Genomic DNA, 20,940 nt, shown 5'->3' with positions numbered 1-20,940 from the left:
TGAGGTTTCATTCCCTCAAAACTGGATAATGCAGAAGAAGTTTGTAAAAACGAGTTCGCTTTAAAACTGGTTAAGTCCTCGAACGATTAGTATCAGTCAGCTCCACACGTCACCGCGCTTCCACCTCTGACCTATCAACCTGATCATCTTTCAGGGTTCTTACTAGCTTGACGCTATGGGAAATCTCATCTTGAGGGGGGCTTCATGCTTAGATGCTTTCAGCACTTATCCCGTCCGCACATAGCTACCCAGCGATGCCTTTGGCAAGACAACTGGTACACCAGCGGTGCGTCCATCCCGGTCCTCTCGTACTAAGGACAGCTCCTCTCAAATTTCCTGCGCCCACGACGGATAGGGACCGAACTGTCTCACGACGTTCTGAACCCAGCTCGCGTACCGCTTTAATGGGCGAACAGCCCAACCCTTGGGACCGACTACAGCCCCAGGATGCGATGAGCCGACATCGAGGTGCCAAACCTCCCCGTCGATGTGGACTCTTGGGGGAGATAAGCCTGTTATCCCCGGGGTAGCTTTTATCCGTTGAGCGATGGCCCTTCCATGCGGAACCACCGGATCACTAAGCCCGACTTTCGTCCCTGCTCGACTTGTAGGTCTCGCAGTCAAGCTCCCTTGTGCCTTTACACTCTACGAATGATTTCCAACCATTCTGAGGGAACCTTTGGGCGCCTCCGTTACTCTTTAGGAGGCGACCGCCCCAGTCAAACTGCCCACCTGACACTGTCTCCCACCCCGATCAGGGGTGCAGGTTAGAATTTCAATACAGCCAGGGTAGTATCCCACCGACGCCTCCACCGAAGCTAGCGCTCCGGCTTCTACGGCTCCTACCTATCCTGTACAAGCTGTACCAAAATTCAATATCAGGCTACAGTAAAGCTCCACGGGGTCTTTCCGTCCTGTCGCGGGTAACCTGCATCTTCACAGGTACTATAATTTCACCGAGTCTCTCGTTGAGACAGTGCCCAGATCGTTACGCCTTTCGTGCGGGTCGGAACTTACCCGACAAGGAATTTCGCTACCTTAGGACCGTTATAGTTACGGCCGCCGTTTACTGGGGCTTCGATTCAGAGCTTCGCTTTTAAGGCTAACCCCTCCTCTTAACCTTCCAGCACCGGGCAGGCGTCAGCCCCTATACTTCGCCTTGCGGCTTCGCAGAGACCTGTGTTTTTGCTAAACAGTCGCCTGGGCCTATTCACTGCGGCTCTTCGAGGCTATTCACCCCAAAGAGCACCCCTTCTCCCGAAGTTACGGGGTCATTTTGCCGAGTTCCTTAACGAGAGTTCTCTCGCTCACCTTAGGATTCTCTCCTCGCCTACCTGTGTCGGTTTGCGGTACGGGCACCTTTTATCTCGCTAGAGGCTTTTCTTGGCAGTGTGGAATCAGGAACTTCGGTACTAAATTTCCCTCGCTGTCACAGCTCGAGCCTAACGCAAGCGGGATTTGCCTCGCTTGCAGCCTAACTGCTTAGACGCGCATATCCAACAGCGCGCTTACCCTATCCTCCTGCGTCCCCCCGTTGCTCAAACGATAAAGAGGTGGTACAGGAATATCAACCTGTTGTCCATCGCCTACGCCTTTCGGCCTCGGCTTAGGTCCCGACTAACCCTGAGCGGACGAGCCTTCCTCAGGAAACCTTAGGCATTCGGTGGATGAGATTCTCACTCATCTTTCGCTACTCATACCGGCATTCTCACTTCTAAGCGCTCCACCAGTCCTTACGGTCTGACTTCAACGCCCTTAGAACGCTCTCCTACCACTGACATCGAAGATGTCAATCCACAGCTTCGGTGATACGTTTAGCCCCGGTACATTTTCGGCGCAGAGTCACTCGACCAGTGAGCTATTACGCACTCTTTAAATGGTGGCTGCTTCTAAGCCAACATCCTGGTTGTCTAAGCAACTCCACATCCTTTTCCACTTAACGTATACTTTGGGACCTTAGCTGGTGGTCTGGGCTGTTTCCCTTTTGACTACGGATCTTATCACTCGCAGTCTGACTCCCACGGATAAGTCTTTGGCATTCGGAGTTTGTCTGAATTCGGTAACCCGATGAGGGCCCCTAGTCCAAACAGTGCTCTACCTCCAAGACTCTTACTACGTGAGGCTAGCCCTAAAGCTATTTCGGAGAGAACCAGCTATCTCCAAGTTCGATTGGAATTTCTCCGCTACCCACACCTCATCCCCGCACTTTTCAACGTGCGTGGGTTCGGGCCTCCATCCAGTGTTACCTGGACTTCACCCTGGACATGGGTAGATCACCTGGTTTCGGGTCTACAACCACATACTCATTCGCCCTATTCAGACTCGCTTTCGCTGCGGCTCCGTCTCTTCAACTTAACCTTGCATGTAATCGTAACTCGCCGGTTCATTCTACAAAAGGCACGCCATCACCCATAAACGGGCTCTGACTACTTGTAGGCACACGGTTTCAGGAACTATTTCACTCCCCTTCCGGGGTGCTTTTCACCTTTCCCTCACGGTACTGGTTCACTATCGGTCACTAGGGAGTATTTAGCCTTGGGAGATGGTCCTCCCTGCTTCCGACCGGATTTCACGTGTCCGGCCGTACTCAGGATCCACTCAGGAGGGAACGAAGTTTCAACTACAGGGTTTTTACCTTCTATGACGGATCTTTCCAGATCGCTTCATCTACCCCGTTCCTTTGTAACTCCATGTTGAGTGTCCTACAACCCCAAGAGGCAAGCCTCTTGGTTTGGGCTATGTCCCGTTTCGCTCGCCGCTACTCAGGGAATCGCGTTTGCTTTCTCTTCCTCCGGGTACTTAGATGTTTCAGTTCCCCGGGTATGCCTTCCATACCCTATGTATTCAGGTAAAGATACTGTTCCATTACGAACAGCGGGTTTCCCCATTCGGAAATCTCCGGATCAAAGCTTACTTACAGCTCCCCGAAGCATATCGGTGTTAGTCCCGTCCTTCATCGGCTCCTAGTGCCAAGGCATTCACCGTGCGCCCTTTCTAACTTAACCTAAAAGGTTTATTTCTCTTATTTAATTAAGAGAGAAAACTAAAATGGCAAGGAAAAATTGAACTGCATTTTTCCCTATTACTCGGTTCTTACTTTGACTTCTTCTTTACGATTATCCAGTTTTCAAAGAACGAATAAAAAAAGCTTCGAGAGAATTGTTCTCTCAAAACTAAACAAACAAAGAACGTGTTTCAAACAAACTGTTTTGTCCGGCTCATATGTCCGGCATATATCCTTAGAAAGGAGGTGATCCAGCCGCACCTTCCGATACGGCTACCTTGTTACGACTTCACCCCAATCATCTGTCCCACCTTAGGCGGCTGGCTCCTTACGGTTACCCCACCGACTTCGGGTGTTACAAACTCTCGTGGTGTGACGGGCGGTGTGTACAAGGCCCGGGAACGTATTCACCGCGGCATGCTGATCCGCGATTACTAGCGATTCCGGCTTCATGTAGGCGAGTTGCAGCCTACAATCCGAACTGAGAATGGTTTTATGGGATTGGCTCGACCTTGCGGTTTTGCAGCCCTTTGTACCATCCATTGTAGCACGTGTGTAGCCCAGGTCATAAGGGGCATGATGATTTGACGTCATCCCCACCTTCCTCCGGTTTGTCACCGGCAGTCACCTTAGAGTGCCCAACTGAATGCTGGCAACTAAGATCAAGGGTTGCGCTCGTTGCGGGACTTAACCCAACATCTCACGACACGAGCTGACGACAACCATGCACCACCTGTCACTCTGTCCCCCGAAGGGGAAAGCCCTATCTCTAGGGGTGTCAGAGGATGTCAAGACCTGGTAAGGTTCTTCGCGTTGCTTCGAATTAAACCACATGCTCCACCGCTTGTGCGGGCCCCCGTCAATTCCTTTGAGTTTCAGCCTTGCGGCCGTACTCCCCAGGCGGAGTGCTTAATGCGTTAGCTGCAGCACTAAAGGGCGGAAACCCTCTAACACTTAGCACTCATCGTTTACGGCGTGGACTACCAGGGTATCTAATCCTGTTTGCTCCCCACGCTTTCGCGCCTCAGCGTCAGTTACAGACCAGAAAGTCGCCTTCGCCACTGGTGTTCCTCCACATCTCTACGCATTTCACCGCTACACGTGGAATTCCACTTTCCTCTTCTGCACTCAAGTCCCCCAGTTTCCAATGACCCTCCACGGTTGAGCCGTGGGCTTTCACATCAGACTTAAAGGACCGCCTGCGCGCGCTTTACGCCCAATAATTCCGGACAACGCTTGCCACCTACGTATTACCGCGGCTGCTGGCACGTAGTTAGCCGTGGCTTTCTGGTTAGGTACCGTCAAGGTACCGGCAGTTACTCCGGTACTTGTTCTTCCCTAACAACAGAGCTTTACGACCCGAAGGCCTTCATCGCTCACGCGGCGTTGCTCCGTCAGACTTTCGTCCATTGCGGAAGATTCCCTACTGCTGCCTCCCGTAGGAGTCTGGGCCGTGTCTCAGTCCCAGTGTGGCCGATCACCCTCTCAGGTCGGCTACGCATCGTCGCCTTGGTGAGCCGTTACCTCACCAACTAGCTAATGCGCCGCGGGCCCATCTATAAGTGACAGCCGAAACCGTCTTTCAGCTTTTCCTCATGTGAGGAAAAGGATTATCCGGTATTAGCTCCGGTTTCCCGAAGTTATCCCAGTCTTACAGGCAGGTTGCCCACGTGTTACTCACCCGTCCGCCGCTAACCTTCAGGAGCAAGCTCCTAAAGATTCGCTCGACTTGCATGTATTAGGCACGCCGCCAGCGTTCGTCCTGAGCCAGGATCAAACTCTCCAAGAAAGTTGATTAGCTCATTTGTTACGTTGGCTTAGCTTCACTTTCTTACGAAAGATCTACTAATAGTTATTGTTTGTTTGCACGATTTTGTTTGTTTAGTTTTCAAAGAACAAGATTACTAGTTTTTCAAAAGCGACAAGATTTATCTTATCACGTTCCTAATTAAGTGTCAACTCCAACAAATATTTTAATAGATAACAATTCGTTTTCGTTTTTCATCTCCATTAAGGAACTTCTATATAATAACATCGTTTAGCGGAGCAGTTCAAATGTAATTTTTTCCATTTTGCAAAATATGATAATACTTAAATGGAACAGATAAAAAAGACCGACCCAACTGAGTCAGCCCAAAAGGTTAATATATTTAATTTTCTACAAGATTCATCAATGTTGCTTCATATTCCGTTAATGCTTCATCAAGTATTTGCAAGCCTTCATCTATTTGTTCTTTTGTGACGATTAATGGCGGAATCATTCTTATCACTTCACTATGGTTTCCGCAAAGGTAGAATAACACTCCCTTTTCAAGGGCTAAATCCAGAATTTTTAATAATCCCTTTCCATTCGGCTCCCCTGTTTTAGGATCGATGACTTCAATACCAATCATTAATCCGACAGCTCGAATACTGCCGATAACTGAATGTCTTTCTTTAATACGTTCAAGCTGCTGAACAGCATAACTTCCCATTTCTCTTGTGTTTTCAAGAAGTTTTTCCTCTTTCATCACTTCCAATACCGCCAATCCAACCGAACAAGCAATGGGGTTCCCGCCAAATGTTGTACCGTGACTGCCGAGCGGCCACTGCTTCATTAATTTAATGGATGATACAGTTGCACTTAGCGGGAGGCCATTGGCAATACCTTTTGCAATCGCCATAATATCCGGTGTCACTTCAAAGGTTTGTGCCGCAAACCATTCTCCTGTACGGCCAAAGCCCGTTTGCACTTCATCAAATATGAGTAAGATGTTATGGCGGTCACAAATTTCACGGACTTTTTTCAACCAAGCTTTCGGAGGAACGATATAGCCCCCCTCACCCAGTACCGGTTCCAATATTACACAAGCTACTTCCTCAGGTGTTACTTGATGGCTGAACAGCAAGGCGAAATCTTTTTCTAATTTTTCAATTACATAGCTTTCCGGGTCTAAACCCGGCGGGCATTCTTTCACGTTTGCATAGGGTACTTGATATGTAAGGCCTGATGGCTGGATATATTTCCGATATTTGCTTTTGGAGGTGGTAACACTTAATGCCCCTAATGAACGTCCATGGAAACAACCCGTGAATGAAACAACATAAGGACGCTTCGTTACATACTTTGCAAGTTTGATAGCTCCTTCAATGGCTTCTGCCCCACTGTTGGCAAAGAAAAAGCAATCAAGGTCTCCAGGTAAAATTTCTGCAAGTTCATCTGCTAATCGTAAAATGGATTCATACATAATGACGCCGGAAGGACCATGCATTAAACCATCAGCCGCATCTTTAATCGCTTTAACAATTTTCGGATGACGATGACCGACATTTGTGACGGCAATCCCCGACGTAAAATCCAGATATCTCTTTCCATCCACCCCGTAGTAATAACATCCTTCCTCTTTTACAACCGGCAGGTTCGGATGATCCTTCGCCATACTGGGTGCTAATCGATTGGGCATATTTTTCACTAGATGACCCCAATTGTTTTCCATAAAATTGACCCCCTTATCCGTTTTTCAATCCCCTTAAATAGATTTTCTTAATTAATCGTTATCTTTTATTTAATAGATTTTAAGCTTTCTTCTCGAATAAGAGACAATAATTCTTCTTTATATTCGGCAAATTCCACTGTAGCTTTGACACTGAAATCTCTTGGTCTCTCCAAGGCAATTGGAACCTTTTTCTTTAAACGTCCCGGCCGGGCGGTCATCACATATACCGAATCGGCCAAGAAGATGGATTCATCAACGTCATGGGTAATAAATAAAATTGTCTTTTTCGACTCTTCCCATGCCTTAAGCAGTACTTCCTGCATGATGTTCCTGGTTTGGGCATCCAATGCGCCAAACGGTTCATCCATTAATAAAATTTTCGGATCGTTGGCCAATGCCCTGGCAATCGCGACACGTTGTTTCATGCCGCCTGATAACTGAATTGGATAATGTTTCTCAAAGCCCTCTAAGCCGATTAATTGAAGGTAGTGCCTTGCAACCTCGTCCCGTTCCTTTTGGGAAACTCCCTTTAACTTTAGACCAAATGTAATATTATCCTTAACAGTTAACCATGGATAGAGCGTGTAAGATTGGAAGACCATTCCGCGGTCAGGGCCGGGGCCATTGATTTCTTGCCCATCCAGTAGGACTTGTCCTGACGTTGCTTCTTCCAAACCTGCCACAATCCGCAGGACGGTGGATTTGCCACATCCTGAAGGACCTAAAATCGTTACAAACTCGCCTTCGTTTATCGTAAAAGAGGTTTTTTCTAATGCTGTTGTTTCTCCTCTTTTCGTCTTGAATACTTTTCCTACTTCTTTAATTTCTAACTTCGGCTTTCCGATATGTGGAACAATCATTTCTTTCGTTAGCGGTTTAACTATTTTTTCAAGTTCTTTAACAACAGGTGTCACCATCTTACAAACCATCCTTTCTCATCCACGAAAATGAAGCACGGTAAATGGCTTTAAAGATAATATCTGTCATAAGCCCCAGCAAACCAATAATCAAAATGCCAACGATGATTTTATCCGGCTGCAGAAAACGTGATGCTTGCATAATCATATAGCCTAATCCACTGGATGCTCCGACAATTTCCGCTACTACTAAATACGTCCAAGCCCATCCGAAGGTAATCCGAAGTGTATCAACAATTCCGGGCAAAGAAGCCGGTAAAATTACTTTTGTAAAAACTTGGGCCTTCTTCGCCCCTAATGTATAAGAAACATCTACTAAATCATTTTGGACATTTTTCGTAACGTCCATGACCATAAGAGTAAGTTGAAAAAAGGTTCCAAAGAATATTACGCCCATTTTTTCTGACTCTCCAAGACCAATCCAAAGAATAAATAAAGGGATAAACGCTGAAGCCGGCATATAGCGAATAAATCCGATAAACGGTTCAAAAGCACCTTCCATAATCCGCAATGAGCCCATCAAAATCCCTAAAGGTATTCCAATTATTGCGGCGATCAAAAATCCCATCAGTACCCTTGAAAAACTAATGCCGATATCGGAAAGGATATCCCCGTGCATAAACAAATCAGCACCTGTTGCCAACACATTAGTCGGAGTTGGTAAAAATAAAGGATTAACAATTCCTCCGTAACTCAATACTGACCATACTGCTAGAAAAATAATAAAGGTAATAAAGCCGGCCGATGAATAAAGTGATTTTGATATTTCTTTATTAGGAGTAAACAATTTTGCTATCATTAATATCACCTAATTTCTTATTCTTCTATTAGCTATTGAAAAAGGACCTAACTCACGAGAGAATGACAACCTTCATGAGTCAGGCACCTACTAAAAACTTCACATCATTAAAGAGAAAAACCCTTTATTACTTTTGGAAGCTTGGATTAATTAAATCATCCACTTTTGGCTCTTTCGTAATTAACTTTTGATCCTTGTAAAATTTAATCGCATTTTCCGCAGATTGATAAATCGATCCTTTATTGCTTGCCGTTCCGAATAATTTTGCGTTATCTTCTTGTGCAAAGAATTTTAAGCCTGTTACCGTGCCTTCAAATTCTTTCAAATCGATTTTTAACCCTTTGGCCATAATTTCGTCCGCATCTTTTGGATGTTCTTTCCAGTAAGTCATTGCTTCACCCATTGCTTTTACAAATGCTTGCACATCTTTCGGACGGTTTTTAATCACGTCTTCTTTGAAGCTGATCGTATCAACGATAATTCCAGGTAAATCTTTTGTTGTTAACAAAATTTTACCGTTGGCTTGTGCACCTTTTGTTAACCAAGGCTCCCATGTAACGGCTGCATCTACTTTACCTGCTGCAAACGCTGCACCGGCATCACCGGCTGACATCTGAACGACTTTCACATCTTTTTCTGTTAATCCACCTTGTTTCAACGCTTGTAAAGCCAGCATATGGCTTGTTGAACCGACTTCAAATGCCACTTGTTTACCTTTTAAGTCTTTTACACTATTAATTCCCTTTTTTACAAGAATCCCATCCCCGCCGTGTGAATCATCCAATAACCAAACTACCTGCACCGGGATATTCGAGGCCGCTAACGTAACTTGGACATCCAAAGCGGTTGCCATACCATCGATTTTTCCACTTGCTAATGCTTGCTTACGTTCACCTAAACCTTCAACAATAGAAAGATCGACATTTACACCATTTTTCTTAAAAAAGCCCTTTTCTTTCGCTAAAAACAGCGGTCCATACCCAGTCCAGGTAGGAAGTGTCACTTTCAACGGCTCTGAAGACTTACCATCACTGGTACTGGAGGAAGTATCCTTTCCACAAGCAGCCAACGCCAATAACAACATAAACGAACAGACAATCACTAACCATTTTTTCATCATAAGTCCCCCTTATTTTTTCTATTATTAACACGCAGTAGGAGCGGTTAAATTCTCATTTCCAATTTCATCGGCCCTTCGAGCAGCTTCTATCACCATAGCCGGTGTGACTTCAAATGGCATATTAGCCATATCTTCAATTGTAACGGTGATTTCTCCAAGTTCCTTCCATTGATGATCCGTTAAATTCTCAATACCCATTTGCTTTAATGTATAAGGAAGACCTATTTCCTTGTAATAGCTGATTAAAGTGTTCAGTTCTTCTTTTCCCGCACCTTCCATACACAGCTGGGCTAAAATTCCGAAGGCAACAATTTCGCCATGATAGGTTTCATGAATCTCCGGAAAAATGGTTAAACCTGAATAAATAGCATGAGCACCGGCAGTACGGCAATCGTCACCACCATACCCGCTGACGCTTCCACTAACTAAAATAACAGCGTCAATTACATCTTCTAATTCTTTTGTTATGCGATGGTTTTCTGCGGAATGAACTGCTTCTTTCCCAATTTGGAGCAATGTTTTGTATAACTGACCTGCGATTGCAATAGCCGTCTGATTGATAGCTGTCGGTACCACTTTTTTCACCGAAGACTTCGTTTCAAACCATTTTGCCAACGTATCGCCTATACCGGCAATCAAATACCGAACGGGTGCATCTACGATGATGGCTGTATCTGCTAACACCAAATCAGGTGCTTTTGATTCCCGACCGATTCCGATAAATTCCCCCTCATCACTGTAAAGTATCGAAATAGGTGTAGCAGCTGCACAGGTCGTAGCAATTGTTGGTATGGCCACCAGAGGTTTATTGAGCCGAAAGGCAACGGCTTTAACCGTATCAATGGCTTTCCCTCCGCCGGCAACAATTATAACATCGAAGTTTTGGGAAGTTAATTCTTCGCAAAGTCGATCAATATTCGTTTGAGAAGATTCACCACCGTACCATAGTGAATGTTCCAAAGAAATCTGGTACTCTTTTAAACTTTGTCTTAATGATTCTTCTACAATTTCTAAGCTTGTATGTCCGCCAATGAGAGCAGCGGATTTTCCAAAGTTTTTTATGTATGATCCCGCTTCATTTATTAAACCCGACCTTCGAAAATATTGTGCTGGCCCTACTGTTACCTTCAAAACCCTTCCCCCTTATTCCATTTTTTGTATAAAAATAAATATTTATCTATAAATATAAAATTTTAACTTTTTTACGTCAATATATTTTTAAAACATTCAAATACTTCGATAATTCAATAAATTACAAATGGAAGAATGTGTTTTTTCTTATTTAAATATATTTATTTTCTAGCAAGCGTTGAATAAAGAGAAGTAAAGATATCTTTACGGTATTTAACTACCCTCCATTACCTCTTATTTTTTTACTTGTTACCTATTATCATGCAAGTTCTGTGCCATTTTTACTCTATTTTATATTTTTTAATTTTTCTGACTACTGATGGTTGACTAATTCCTAAGGCCTTTGCCATTTGAATGGTTGTTTTGTATCGTTTCCTAGCATGGATTAGCACCTGTTTTTCTACGCTGTCAAGAATCTCAACCAATGGACGGTTTCTGTCGTCAGACAATGAAACATCTGATAACATTTTTCGATAACCTTCGGGAAGGTTTTCTATTTCAATTAGATGTTTTGAGGAAGTAACAACAAGCCGTTCAATTAAATTGATTAACTCCCGAACATTCCCCTTCCATTGTTGCGCTAATAACAAATGAATAACGCCTTCATCAAGGCTGCGCTCACGGCCGTACTTTTCTAAGAAATACTTTAAAAAATAATCCACTAACGGAATGATATCCGAAGGCCGCTTCCTTAACGGCGGTATCGTGATGGGTACTACATTTAATCGAAAAAACAAATCCTGTCTAAACGACTTTTCTTCAATTGCCTTCTCCAAATCTTTATTCGTCGCAGCAATAATTCGAAAATCAACCGTTCTCAGCTTTGTTCCGCCAACCCGGTAAAACTGCTTTTCCTGAATAAACTTCAATATCTTCACCTGATTGGCTAAGGACAACTCACCAATCTCATCTAAAAATAACGTTCCACCTTCTGCAAGCTCTGCTAAACCTACCTTGCCCTTTGTATTTGCACCAGTAAAGGAGCCGGATTCATAACCAAAAAACTCTGCCTCAAAAAGAGTTTCGGGAATCGCTCCACAGTTTACTTCGATAAACGGGCCGTCTTTTCTCGGACTTTTATTGTGAATAAATTTAGCGATATGGGATTTCCCCACTCCGGATTCGCCAAGCAGCAGGACATTTGCATCGATCTCAGCCACCTGTAAGGCTAGGTGAAGGACCTTCTTCATTTCATCACAGGTAGCAATCATGCCTTCAGTATAAAAATGAAGGTTTCTAAGCCGTTCAAGCTCACTTTTAACCCGTTCCATTTCGTCTTCCATTTCCATCAGGTATTTTTTCATGTTAAGTAACTCAGTGACATCATGTGAAAAACTAACAATCCGAACTAGTTTATGATCCTGGTCAAAAACAGGAATACCTGTTACCAACAGCTTTTTTCCATCAATGGTTGTTTGAACAAGGGTAATTTTCTTTTTTTCCTTTATGACAATCGGTGTCAAAATCGGTGTAAACACACCTTCTTTCTCTAGGTCATACACGGACCGGCCAATCATTTCATTGGAATTCATCTGATAAATTGCTTCAGTTGCTTCGCTTACTCTTAAAATAATGCCATCTGTATTCGTTACTAAAATATCATCTTGCAGAGAATGAAGAATTGCTTCACTTTCATTCCAAAAATTTTTTTCATCCTTCAAAAAAACCCACTCTCCTATTCTCTTTTCCTCCTAGAAATTATTCATAACCGAATAATTTCTTTGTAAAATTCTCTTCTATCCTAGTTATATCAAACAATAGACAATTTTTATACAATTTCGAATATTTTATTCAAAATTGTATACACAACATTAGAAAAAGTGAACGTGAACCCAAATATAAACAAAAGAATAGGGTGGTTTGTAATTGTCAATTTATTTTCACAATTAACAAGTCGCGCATAGTGTTTACTGTGTTATCATCACTTTATAAATAGCAATATTGGTATTATAAAATTTGATTTAGGGGAGATTGGAATGAATTCAATGCTAATTATTGATGAGAGGGTATCAAAAAAAGAATTGCTAGAGGTGATTAAGTCACTTAGAATCACCTTGATTCAAATTGGCATTAAATTAGGCATTCCCAGCCCTAATTTACTTCAGCCTAGGAAGGGTTTTTATAATTGTATATAATCGCTGTTGTGGACTTGATGTCCACAAAAAAAGTATAACTGCTTGCGCAATTACACAAAAAGGGAAAGAAATCGAAACCTTCGGCACTATGACACATGATCTTTTCGAATTGGTAGATTGGATTAAAAGTAAACGATGTACTCACGTTGCGATGGAAAGTACAGGCGTATATTGGAAACCCATTTACAATCTATTAGAACTAGAGGAAATACAACCGATGGTTGTAAATGCTGCTCATATTAAGGCTGTACCAGGTCGTAAAACCGATGTTAAAGATGCAGAATGGATTGCGAAATTGCTACGCCATGGTCTACTTCAACACAGTTATATTCCTAATCGAGAGCAAAGAGAGTTGCGTGAGTTAGTTCGATACAGACGAAGTCTCATTGAAGAAAGGGCTAGGGAGATTAGTAGAATCCAAAAGGTGTTAGAAGGTGCCAATATCAAACTTTCTTCGGTTGCGACTGACATTATGGGTGTATCAGGTCGAGCAATAATTGAAGCGATTATTAATGGTGTCAATAATCCAGAGACGTTATCAAACTTAGCTAAAGCAAGATTGAAGAAAAAAAAGGATGATTTAGAACGTGCTTTAGTAGGATCCGTTGGACCCCATCAAAAAATGATGTTAAAAACCCAACTTTCACACATTGATTTTATGGATCAACAAATTGAATTGTTGAGCGAAGAAGTAACGAAACGAATGCAACCTTATGAAGAAGATATTGAACTACTTGATTCTATTCCTGGAATAGGTCGAGGTCACGCTGAACAGCTCATGGCTGAGATTGGTATTGGCATAGATATTTCAAAGCAATTTCCTTCAGCTCCTCATTTATGTTCATGGGCTGGAATGGTTCCAGGTAACAATGAAAGTGCTGGAAAAAAAAAGTCTGGAAAAACGAGAAAAGGAAATAAAAAATTACGAGCAGCACTTGTTGAAGCAGCACATTCAGCTGCAAGGACAAAAAATACCTATCTTTCATCCCAATACCAACGTTTATCAGCAAGAGTTGGGAAAAAACGGGCAGCAGTTGCGGTTGGACATACCATTTTAACCATTGCTTATCACATGTTAAACAAAAGAGTTCCATATATTGAGTTGGGAGCGGATTACTTCGACAGACGAAAGAAAGAAATCGTGATTAAACAATCAATAAGGCGATTAGAGACTCTTGGCTGTAAGGTTACAATTGAAGCTATTGCGTAATTATAGTTGAAAAATATAGTTAGTTACCCCATCCAGATCTTTTAAAAAAATTGGATTTTACTGGGGTCTAGTTTCCTATTGTCTAAAACACTCTTTTCCCATTTTTTATTTTCAGGATAGTTGAACAAGATAACTTTTTTATTTAATATTTTTTAATTCTCTTCTATTAATAGTCTGAGGAGGTCGTTCAAACCAACCGTTATTTATCATAATACTCGCACCATCTTCTGCATAGGAGCCGGAATCAGCAAGCATCTTAGCATATTTTAACGGAAGATCGTGTCTTAAAGACAGGGACATAGAACCTCCATAATTTGCAATGCCTATGGAAGATATTGCTCCTACTAAGAACATCATTAATTTTTCAGAGTATGGCGGTGATGGAGATTTTGTTACTTCTGTACCCCAAGCTTTAGGAGCAGGGATACTACTTTCTGAATAGTTGCGTTAAATAACAAAGCCTACTCAATGATGTTGGAGAAAGGCTCTCAGACAAAATTAGATTCAGTTTTTTGGGTAGTTCTGCGAATAAAAAGACAGGGGTGCCCCTGCCACACTTGTTTTAGAAATTGAATAAATCCTATCTGTTTCCTTGGATAGAATTTAACATTCTGATTATGATAAGACTATAGATACTTGTAAGAATGGCACTCCCAATGCCAAACCATGCTATAAATTCTAAGGTTTTTTCCTCTTTTTTAAACAACAGTAATAACCCCCTCTCCATACTTTCTGCAGAAGCAATAAATAACTATGTTCTGTTCCTTGGTGAAGTATTCTCGTTTAATAAAGTGGTTGGAAAAAGAACTGCAGAAAAAGGATATAGACCTGCAACCGTGATTATTAAAGGAGAATTTCCCGAAGATATTGGCGGTGGAATTTGTCAAGTATCTACCACCCTTTTCAATACTGTCGATAATGCGGGAATAAATCTGATTCAACGCTCCTCACACAGCAGGGAAGTTTCATACGTTCCTCCTGGACGAGATGCCACAGTGAGCTGGAATGGGCCTGATTTAATTTTTAAAAATAATTACAACCAGCCTATCCTCATTCAGGCGAAAACACTAGAGGACAAATTGATTGTTAATGTTTATTCTTCTGATGTCATTACTTATAGACCTAAAAATGTTCCATCTCTTCCAAAGGATCGAAATTACATGCCCAAGTGAGGTTACTCACTTGGGTTTTTATGGAAAATTTAATCTTTGAAGTGTTAAGAAGGATATCTCACCACTACATGTAACACGGCCTCTTCATCACCGATATTCTTATAAAGATGTTTGCTCGCAGCTTCAAACTTAATGGAATCAAACTGTTTGAGTTGGTATACCCTCTCCTCTACTTTAAAGCTGATATTTCCCCTCATTACCGTCACAAATTCCATTGCTCCTTTATGATGCGGCTCCGGCGAGTACATGGCTTGCGGTTCAAGAAATGCTCGATATATTTCCATTGTTGGTCCATCTGTATTCCGAAAAACTGTCTCTACTCTCCATGTTTGGTCTGGCCCATAAATCATGAAGCCCCCTCCACATCTCGAAAGATCGACATGATCGTCCATTACTAAAATTCTTGTTAAAGGGATCGATAACCCTTCTGTAATTTTCCATACAACTCCTAATGTGGGGTTCGTTTCTCCCCTTTCAATCTTTCCTAACGTGAGCTTGCTAACACCTGTTTTTTCGGCAAGCTCCTCGAGGCTCAATTTTTGTTCGCTTCTAATTTTCCGAAGCAGCCCGCCCATTTGTTGAATTAATTTTCTTGTTTGTTCATCTTCTAATCCCTTCATTCGGTCCTCCATATTTTTTGTATATTTTTATATACATTTTATCAGTTTTAATATAGTATACTATACTGTAGCTTATTTTAGGAGTGAGTACTTTGTGGAAGAAGAATATTGTTGAATTTCCCCGATTATTATCGATTGGAAATATTTCAAATGGTTTTGTGGCCTGGCTATTCGGCGCAACTGGACCATTACTGATTGTTTTACAAGCAGCTTCGAAAGGCCACCTATCTGATTCAGCGATTACATCCTGGATCTTTGCTATTTATGGAATTGGGGGATTGCTATCGATTGGTCTCTCCTTTTATTACCGCCAGCCGATTGGATATGCTTTTTCGATTCCTGGTGCAATTCTTGTCGGAGCATCCTTATCTCATTACACATTTAGCCAGGTAGTTGGTGCCTATCTCGTGACAGGCATCGTCATTTTTCTTTTAGGAATATCTGGAATGATCGATAAATTAATGAAGGTCCTTCCTATGCCAGTCATGATGGGAATGGTTTCCGGCGTCCTTCTTCCTTTTGGTACAGATATGTTTCGTTCTGTTCTCGACAATCCCTTGTTAAATGGAATTCCTTTTCTAGTATTTCTTGTTCTTTCTTTTTTCGGAAAGCTGTCAAAAAAATTTCCTCCCATTGTTGGGGCTATTCTCACATCTATTGTTTTATTAAAAGTATTACCAGGAATTCAAGTTCATGGTGTATCATTTTCTTTGGCGGTACCGCACGTGGTCTTTCCTTCCTTTAATCTATCTGTGATGGGAGAACTGGTTATTCCGTTAGTGCTTACGGTCATCGCAATACAAAATGCTCAAGGAATTGCTGTTCTGGAGAGTGCGAATTATCTCCCGCCCATTAATTCTATGACGAGTTGGAGCGGGATTGGATCGATTCTCAATGGATTTATGGGCGGCCATTCTGCTTGTATTGCCGGTCCAATGACTGCCTTATTAGCAAGTAAAGAATCTGGATTGAAAGAAAATCGTTATGCCGCTGCAATCGTATTAGGAATTTTGTCATGTTTATTAGCTGTTTTTGCACCAATGGCGGCAGCCGTTCCCCATTTGATTCCCTCCTCATTAATTAAAATGCTGGGCGGGCTGGCCATGATTAATGTCCTGATTGACTCTTTGAAGACGAGCTTTTCAGGGCGTTTTAAAACAGGTGCTTTATTTTCATTTTTGATTACGATTTCTGGAATTTCTCTCTTTCATATCGGGGCACCTTTTTGGGGATTGGTTGGAGGAACCTTAGCTTCCTTCTTCTTAGATCGAACAGATTTAAAACCTTCTGCTTCACAGGATCAAACAACTCAATCGTTTTAATAGTCACAAAAAATGGCTTGGAGTTTCCTCCAAGCCATTTATCATTATTCCCCTTTTGTAATATCTGCCAAGAAAAAATTGAGATCGTCCTGGAAAGACCTTTGTAAGCTCTCAGAATTACTAACATTATTTGGGGTTGTTTTGCGGAAAAAGGTAAGACATACCTTTACAACTTTATGGGGATATATTGATATACAAAAAGGTGCCTCTAACGAGTGCACCTTTTGTTTTATGAATTGTATATTTCTCTGTTTAAATTCACAATATCTTTATGTGAAATTTCAACTTCTTTTTTTTCAGCAAGGAGCTCTGCGAACCTTTCCATCACCTTGTCCCGTAGTAATGGTGCTTTTTCTTTATTTGCCTTTTTCAACGCTTTCGTGAGCTCATCTTTTGTTAGCTCTGTGCAGTAAGCAGGAGTTCCTGGTTGTTGTCTCCAAGAGTTACTTAAAGAACCACTATCTACTGCGTCGAAGCCTAGCTCGTTTACTACGTCCATGACTACCTGTTTTTGTGATGGGTCATTACCAGAAACTGCCATCGCAATTCGTCCACTAGAATCTTTGGATGTTCCTTCATTTTCTAAAGTATAGGCTAATAAGTTGTTGAAAGCTTTAATGACAGGTCTGTCTAATTGATTTGAAACCCAAACACTTTCAACCATCCCGTTCTCGATTTCGTCAATTTTGCCGTCTCTATATGGATAATAATTTGAAGTATCTACAATGATTACTTTCTCCCCGACTTGATTGATAATGTTCCGAATGCTTGGCAGTGCGTGTAAAGGGATAGATATTATAAGAACATCAATATTTGTAATTACATCCTCTACACGTACAGGTATTCCAGCAAGCTCTTTTCCTTCTAAACGTTCAATTCCTCGTGCATCTGCAATTTTGACATCATGTCCATTCTTAACTAATTTTTTAGAAATAATTGACCCAATTGGTCCTGCACCTATAATTCCAAATCTCATTATTGTTCCTCCTAAAGAATTTTTATATAAAAGAATTAGTCTGGCTAAAGTTACAAAATCATATGTTTATCAACCGTAAATATATATTCATTAGATAATAAAAACGTATTGAGTATTTCTGTTACACATACTAGAATAAAATGATTTCTCATCTTTTTGAAGTAGGCAATAATAATTGACGTAGTACATTTTTTTGTACTTAACAGTAGAAAGCTGGTGAAAAGGTGTCTAGGATATGTAAGGATGGATTTGACAAAGAGTGTATAAAGGAACAAAGAGAAGTTTATGGCATTGCCTATACCCAAAACATACTCTCAGGGCGTTGGAAATATCTCATTCTTTGGTTTTTAAAGTCCAAAGAACGTCGTTATAGTGAAATCAAAGCTTTTTTATGGGATATTTCACAAGGTTCTCTTACAAAGCAACTTCGAGAGCTAGAAAGAGATGGTTTAATTAATCGCAATGTATATCCAGAGGTACCTCCTCGTGTAGAGTATTCATTAACCTCAAAAGGGAAAGAATTCATTCCTATTATTGATATGATGGAAGCGTTCGGAAAGAAGTTTGGGGAGCAAGCAGACTAAACAAAAGTGGTCACATCCATCGTTAGCCCACAGAAATGAAAAATTAAATGTGGAAAAAGTAAAAGTTGTGGGACGAGAAATCGTTCAAAAGGCAACTTTTTCTTTTAAGATAAAAGTTTGTGAAGAAATGTACTTAAAGTAACGGGTGCTTGAGTTGAAGATTGATCGCTGTGGCGAACTTTTTTGATATACCATTAACGGGGCAGGTTAGTTAAACAAGGAATATTGTTATTCGATGTCGAAATAGATGACTTATCAGTAATTTGAGTTAGGAGGCATTATGAAAACGCTTGATGAATTTCTTATATTATATTTTGATACAGTGATGAAAAATGGGGAAGCCTCCGATTCGGGCGATGCTAAGTTGTCCAACAAACTATATAAAAAATCAAACCAACTGTTGCAAAAAATAAAAAATAACTACGGGTTAGATACTTTAATACCTTATTTGAATCATCAGAATGAATATGTAAAAATGGCAGTCGCCGTAAATGTTTTTCCAATAGCCCAAGATGAAGCAAAAGAGGCGGTGGAAAATGTCTATAAGACTTCCACTAATAAATTACTTTCTTTACAAGCAAAATTTATTTTAAAAGAAATGGACGATTCTAACTCTAGATTTTATAAGTAATACGTTTTAATTTATCAGAGTAAAGTTATTCAACTACCGGGTGCGATAGTTGAACAGAGGGTTGCTGCGGCAGCCTTTTTTTGATGTTCAACTATCGGGGCAGGTTAGTGAAAGAAGGGAATAGGCAATTTCTGTTGAATTTTTAATGATAAATTCAATAAGGGGTCTCTCCACATGCCCATCAAGCTAATATTAATAAATGCGTAGAATAGAGACGTTTCTGTAAAGTGATGTCTATACTTCTAAAGAGAGACATGCCAAAATAAGCCTGGAACAGGCTATTTTTTTAAATTATGCTGCTTTCTTTTGACCCATGGTATACTGATAGACAACACCCAAAATATCAAAGACTGTCTTTTTCTCGTATCGATGAGACTTTCGCCCGTTTTTCTGTAGGAGGGCAAACAGGCGAAACAGGACCTTTGATAGCTCTTGGGTGCTTTTTTGTATCGATTGAAACAGTAATAAAAAATAATCTTTGATGATATAAATGGTTTTATATTCGCTAATTTCTTGTTTTTTCTTGGTGAGGAGTAGCTGCCGCATTTGAAACATGGTAGATGAACAAAGGAGGATAGCAATTAGTTGACCATAGAGATGACATTCTAATCGCTCTTTTTTGATCTCTTTACAATGATCGATTTCAAAGAAGGATTTCCATGTTTTAAAGAGTAATTCGATTTGCCAACGTAATGAGTAAAGATCGTGAACGTGTTCCGTTGGAACATCTTTGGGTGGTGCATTGGTGATGTATACATTCATCGCACTCAATCGTTTACTCCGTTCCTTCATGACAATCCCTTTCTTTTTCTCCTTTAACGCTTGATTTTTCCATCGTTTTCGGGTTTGTTCTTCGGTCAGTCGGTGGAAAATAACTCGAGCCGTCAACTTTTGATACTGGCCAATGTAAACGTCAGTGATTTCAAAGGTTTGCCCCGGTTTTAATTGACTCATGATCTCTTCTAAATCCAGTTGAATATATTCAGTTTGCTTTTTGATTGTTCCGTTTTTAAAGTATTCCGGTTCAGGATTCCTTAAATAAATCCGATTGTTTAATTTTAAGCGAGAGATATAATAAGCTCCATTCTCATCCATTTGATGGAGATCTTTCAGGTCAAAGTAACCTAAATCACGTATGCATAAATCACCAGTTTGTACGGTTTGTAAGCAAGTAGAACCGTAGGTTCGATCATTTTGTTTACCTGGTCCCGAGTGAACATGCATGAATTGACCACTGAGAAGATCATATTCTAATTGAATCTTTACGCCAGCTGTATGACTACTCCCTCCAGATCCTTGATAAGTTGAGGCAAACATATCTGGAAGTTGAAAGGTAGTAGAATCCAAGATTCGTATACGTTGAAACTGAGCAACATAACGATGAGGTATAGCCTGAGAGGTATATAGCTTTTGAGTAAGCAAGGAAGTGAATACATGTTGTAGAAGCCTAACAGCCGATGGATTAAATCGTTGGTTGAGTCCTTCAGGACTGATCAAGACACCCGTTGAAGATTCTAAAGAACTACATAACTGAGTCAAGGAAGTGCTCGCTACTTTTTGACTTAGCCACACGCATAACGCTATTAAATCTTTAGCTTGATACTTACTTGTCCTTTGAACAAAGCCCACTTTTCTAGCCAGCTGTTGCAGAGATTGTGGGGACAAAGATCGTTGCAATTCCTGAGAAAACAAAGTCAATTCATTTAAAACCTCGCTACACATAAAAAACACCATCCTTTCCATGATATTACAGAAAGAATAGCGTTTTTTTCGTTATGGGGGTAATGATTTGTCTTAGCTTGATGGGCATGGGGTCTCTCCAACATTTAGCGGAAAACATACG

The 20,940-nt window shown here is 41.2% G+C and carries 16 protein-coding genes and 2 rRNA genes; 6 read left to right on the top strand and 12 right to left on the bottom strand.

Annotated elements, in window-relative coordinates; all coding sequences use genetic code 11:
• Nucleotides 1-66: 66 nt before the first annotated feature.
• The 8 genes from AC3ANV_RS11015 to AC3ANV_RS10980 all read right to left on the bottom strand — a co-directional run bounded on the left by AC3ANV_RS11015 (nucleotide 67) and on the right by AC3ANV_RS10980 (nucleotide 12,108).
• Nucleotides 67-3,005 (bottom strand): 23S ribosomal RNA (locus tag AC3ANV_RS11015).
• A gap of 238 nt (nucleotides 3,006-3,243) precedes the next feature.
• Nucleotides 3,244-4,793, bottom strand: a 16S ribosomal RNA gene (locus tag AC3ANV_RS11010).
• The 16S and 23S rRNA genes sit together here, the layout of an rRNA operon.
• Before the next feature lie 361 nt (nucleotides 4,794-5,154).
• Entirely contained in the window at nucleotides 5,155-6,480 is a 1,326-nt protein-coding gene (locus AC3ANV_RS11005; protein ID WP_488313628.1) for an aspartate aminotransferase family protein, read from the bottom strand.
• A gap of 65 nt (nucleotides 6,481-6,545) precedes the next feature.
• Nucleotides 6,546-7,397 (bottom strand): ABC transporter ATP-binding protein, encoded by an 852-nt coding sequence (locus AC3ANV_RS11000; protein WP_488314188.1) that lies wholly within the window; start codon nucleotides 7,395-7,397, stop codon nucleotides 6,546-6,548.
• A gap of 1 nt (nucleotide 7,398) precedes the next feature.
• Nucleotides 7,399-8,196, bottom strand: a complete 798-nt coding sequence (locus tag AC3ANV_RS10995) for an ABC transporter permease (protein WP_488313627.1) — start codon at nucleotides 8,194-8,196, stop codon at nucleotides 7,399-7,401.
• A gap of 127 nt (nucleotides 8,197-8,323) precedes the next feature.
• Nucleotides 8,324-9,316, bottom strand: coding sequence for an ABC transporter substrate-binding protein (locus AC3ANV_RS10990; protein ID WP_488313626.1), 993 nt, complete (start codon nucleotides 9,314-9,316; stop codon nucleotides 8,324-8,326).
• A 24-nt stretch (nucleotides 9,317-9,340) separates the two neighbouring features.
• Nucleotides 9,341-10,447 carry an iron-containing alcohol dehydrogenase family protein gene (locus AC3ANV_RS10985; RefSeq protein ID WP_488313625.1) on the bottom strand — a complete coding sequence of 369 codons (1,107 nt, stop codon included), beginning with the start codon at nucleotides 10,445-10,447 and terminating at the stop codon, nucleotides 9,341-9,343.
• 281 nt (nucleotides 10,448-10,728) lie between these two features.
• Nucleotides 10,729-12,108, bottom strand: a complete 1,380-nt coding sequence (locus AC3ANV_RS10980; protein WP_488313624.1) for a sigma-54 interaction domain-containing protein — start codon at nucleotides 12,106-12,108, stop codon at nucleotides 10,729-10,731.
• A gap of 315 nt (nucleotides 12,109-12,423) precedes the next feature.
• Here AC3ANV_RS10980 and AC3ANV_RS10975 point away from each other — a divergent pair, with 315 nt between their 5' ends.
• Together AC3ANV_RS10975 and AC3ANV_RS10970 are read left to right on the top strand one after the other, a co-directional pair.
• Nucleotides 12,424-12,582 carry a hypothetical protein gene (locus AC3ANV_RS10975; RefSeq protein ID WP_488313623.1) on the top strand — a complete coding sequence of 53 codons (159 nt, stop codon included), beginning with the start codon at nucleotides 12,424-12,426 and terminating at the stop codon, nucleotides 12,580-12,582.
• Nucleotides 12,569-13,792, top strand: a complete 1,224-nt coding sequence (locus AC3ANV_RS10970) for an IS110 family RNA-guided transposase (protein ID WP_488314187.1) — start codon at nucleotides 12,569-12,571, stop codon at nucleotides 13,790-13,792. The genes AC3ANV_RS10975 and AC3ANV_RS10970 overlap by 14 nt, the downstream gene beginning before the upstream one ends.
• Nucleotides 13,793-13,930: 138 nt before the next feature.
• Here the strand turns inward: AC3ANV_RS10970 and AC3ANV_RS10965 are convergent, their stop codons facing one another.
• Nucleotides 13,931-14,218, bottom strand: coding sequence for a DUF3231 family protein (locus tag AC3ANV_RS10965; RefSeq protein WP_488314186.1), 288 nt, complete (start codon nucleotides 14,216-14,218; stop codon nucleotides 13,931-13,933).
• 230 nt (nucleotides 14,219-14,448) lie between these two features.
• On the opposite strand from AC3ANV_RS10965, the gene AC3ANV_RS10960 reads away from it, so the two are divergent.
• Nucleotides 14,449-14,964, top strand: a complete 516-nt coding sequence (locus tag AC3ANV_RS10960) for a VanW family protein (RefSeq protein ID WP_488313622.1) — start codon at nucleotides 14,449-14,451, stop codon at nucleotides 14,962-14,964.
• Nucleotides 14,965-15,008: 44 nt separating this feature from the next.
• Here the strand turns inward: AC3ANV_RS10960 and AC3ANV_RS10955 are convergent, their stop codons facing one another.
• Nucleotides 15,009-15,584, bottom strand: coding sequence for a helix-turn-helix domain-containing protein (locus AC3ANV_RS10955; protein WP_488313621.1), 576 nt, complete (start codon nucleotides 15,582-15,584; stop codon nucleotides 15,009-15,011).
• A gap of 92 nt (nucleotides 15,585-15,676) precedes the next feature.
• Here AC3ANV_RS10955 and AC3ANV_RS10950 point away from each other — a divergent pair, with 92 nt between their 5' ends.
• Complete coding sequence (locus AC3ANV_RS10950; protein ID WP_488313620.1) at nucleotides 15,677-16,906, top strand: benzoate/H(+) symporter BenE family transporter; 1,230 nt, start codon at nucleotides 15,677-15,679, stop codon at nucleotides 16,904-16,906.
• A gap of 229 nt (nucleotides 16,907-17,135) precedes the next feature.
• Here the strand turns inward: AC3ANV_RS10950 and AC3ANV_RS10945 are convergent, their stop codons facing one another.
• Complete coding sequence (locus AC3ANV_RS10945; RefSeq protein ID WP_488313619.1) at nucleotides 17,136-17,882, bottom strand: NADPH-dependent F420 reductase; 747 nt, start codon at nucleotides 17,880-17,882, stop codon at nucleotides 17,136-17,138.
• A 224-nt stretch (nucleotides 17,883-18,106) separates the two neighbouring features.
• Between AC3ANV_RS10945 and AC3ANV_RS10940 the strand changes: the two genes are divergently transcribed.
• Nucleotides 18,107-18,466, top strand: a complete 360-nt coding sequence (locus AC3ANV_RS10940) for a winged helix-turn-helix transcriptional regulator (protein ID WP_488313618.1) — start codon at nucleotides 18,107-18,109, stop codon at nucleotides 18,464-18,466.
• Nucleotides 18,467-18,746: 280 nt separating this feature from the next.
• Nucleotides 18,747-19,097, top strand: coding sequence for a hypothetical protein (locus AC3ANV_RS10935; RefSeq protein ID WP_488313617.1), 351 nt, complete (start codon nucleotides 18,747-18,749; stop codon nucleotides 19,095-19,097).
• A gap of 291 nt (nucleotides 19,098-19,388) precedes the next feature.
• Here AC3ANV_RS10935 and AC3ANV_RS10930 read toward each other — a convergent pair whose 3' ends face one another.
• Nucleotides 19,389-20,819 carry an IS4 family transposase gene (locus tag AC3ANV_RS10930; protein ID WP_488309352.1) on the bottom strand — a complete coding sequence of 477 codons (1,431 nt, stop codon included), beginning with the start codon at nucleotides 20,817-20,819 and terminating at the stop codon, nucleotides 19,389-19,391.
• Nucleotides 20,820-20,940: the final 121 nt, after the last annotated feature.

The sequence above is a fragment of the Neobacillus sp. DFD-2R genome, assembly GCF_057747865.1.
The sequence above is the reverse complement of the archived record's forward strand: the minus strand, read 5'-3'. Positions and strand labels throughout refer to the sequence as shown.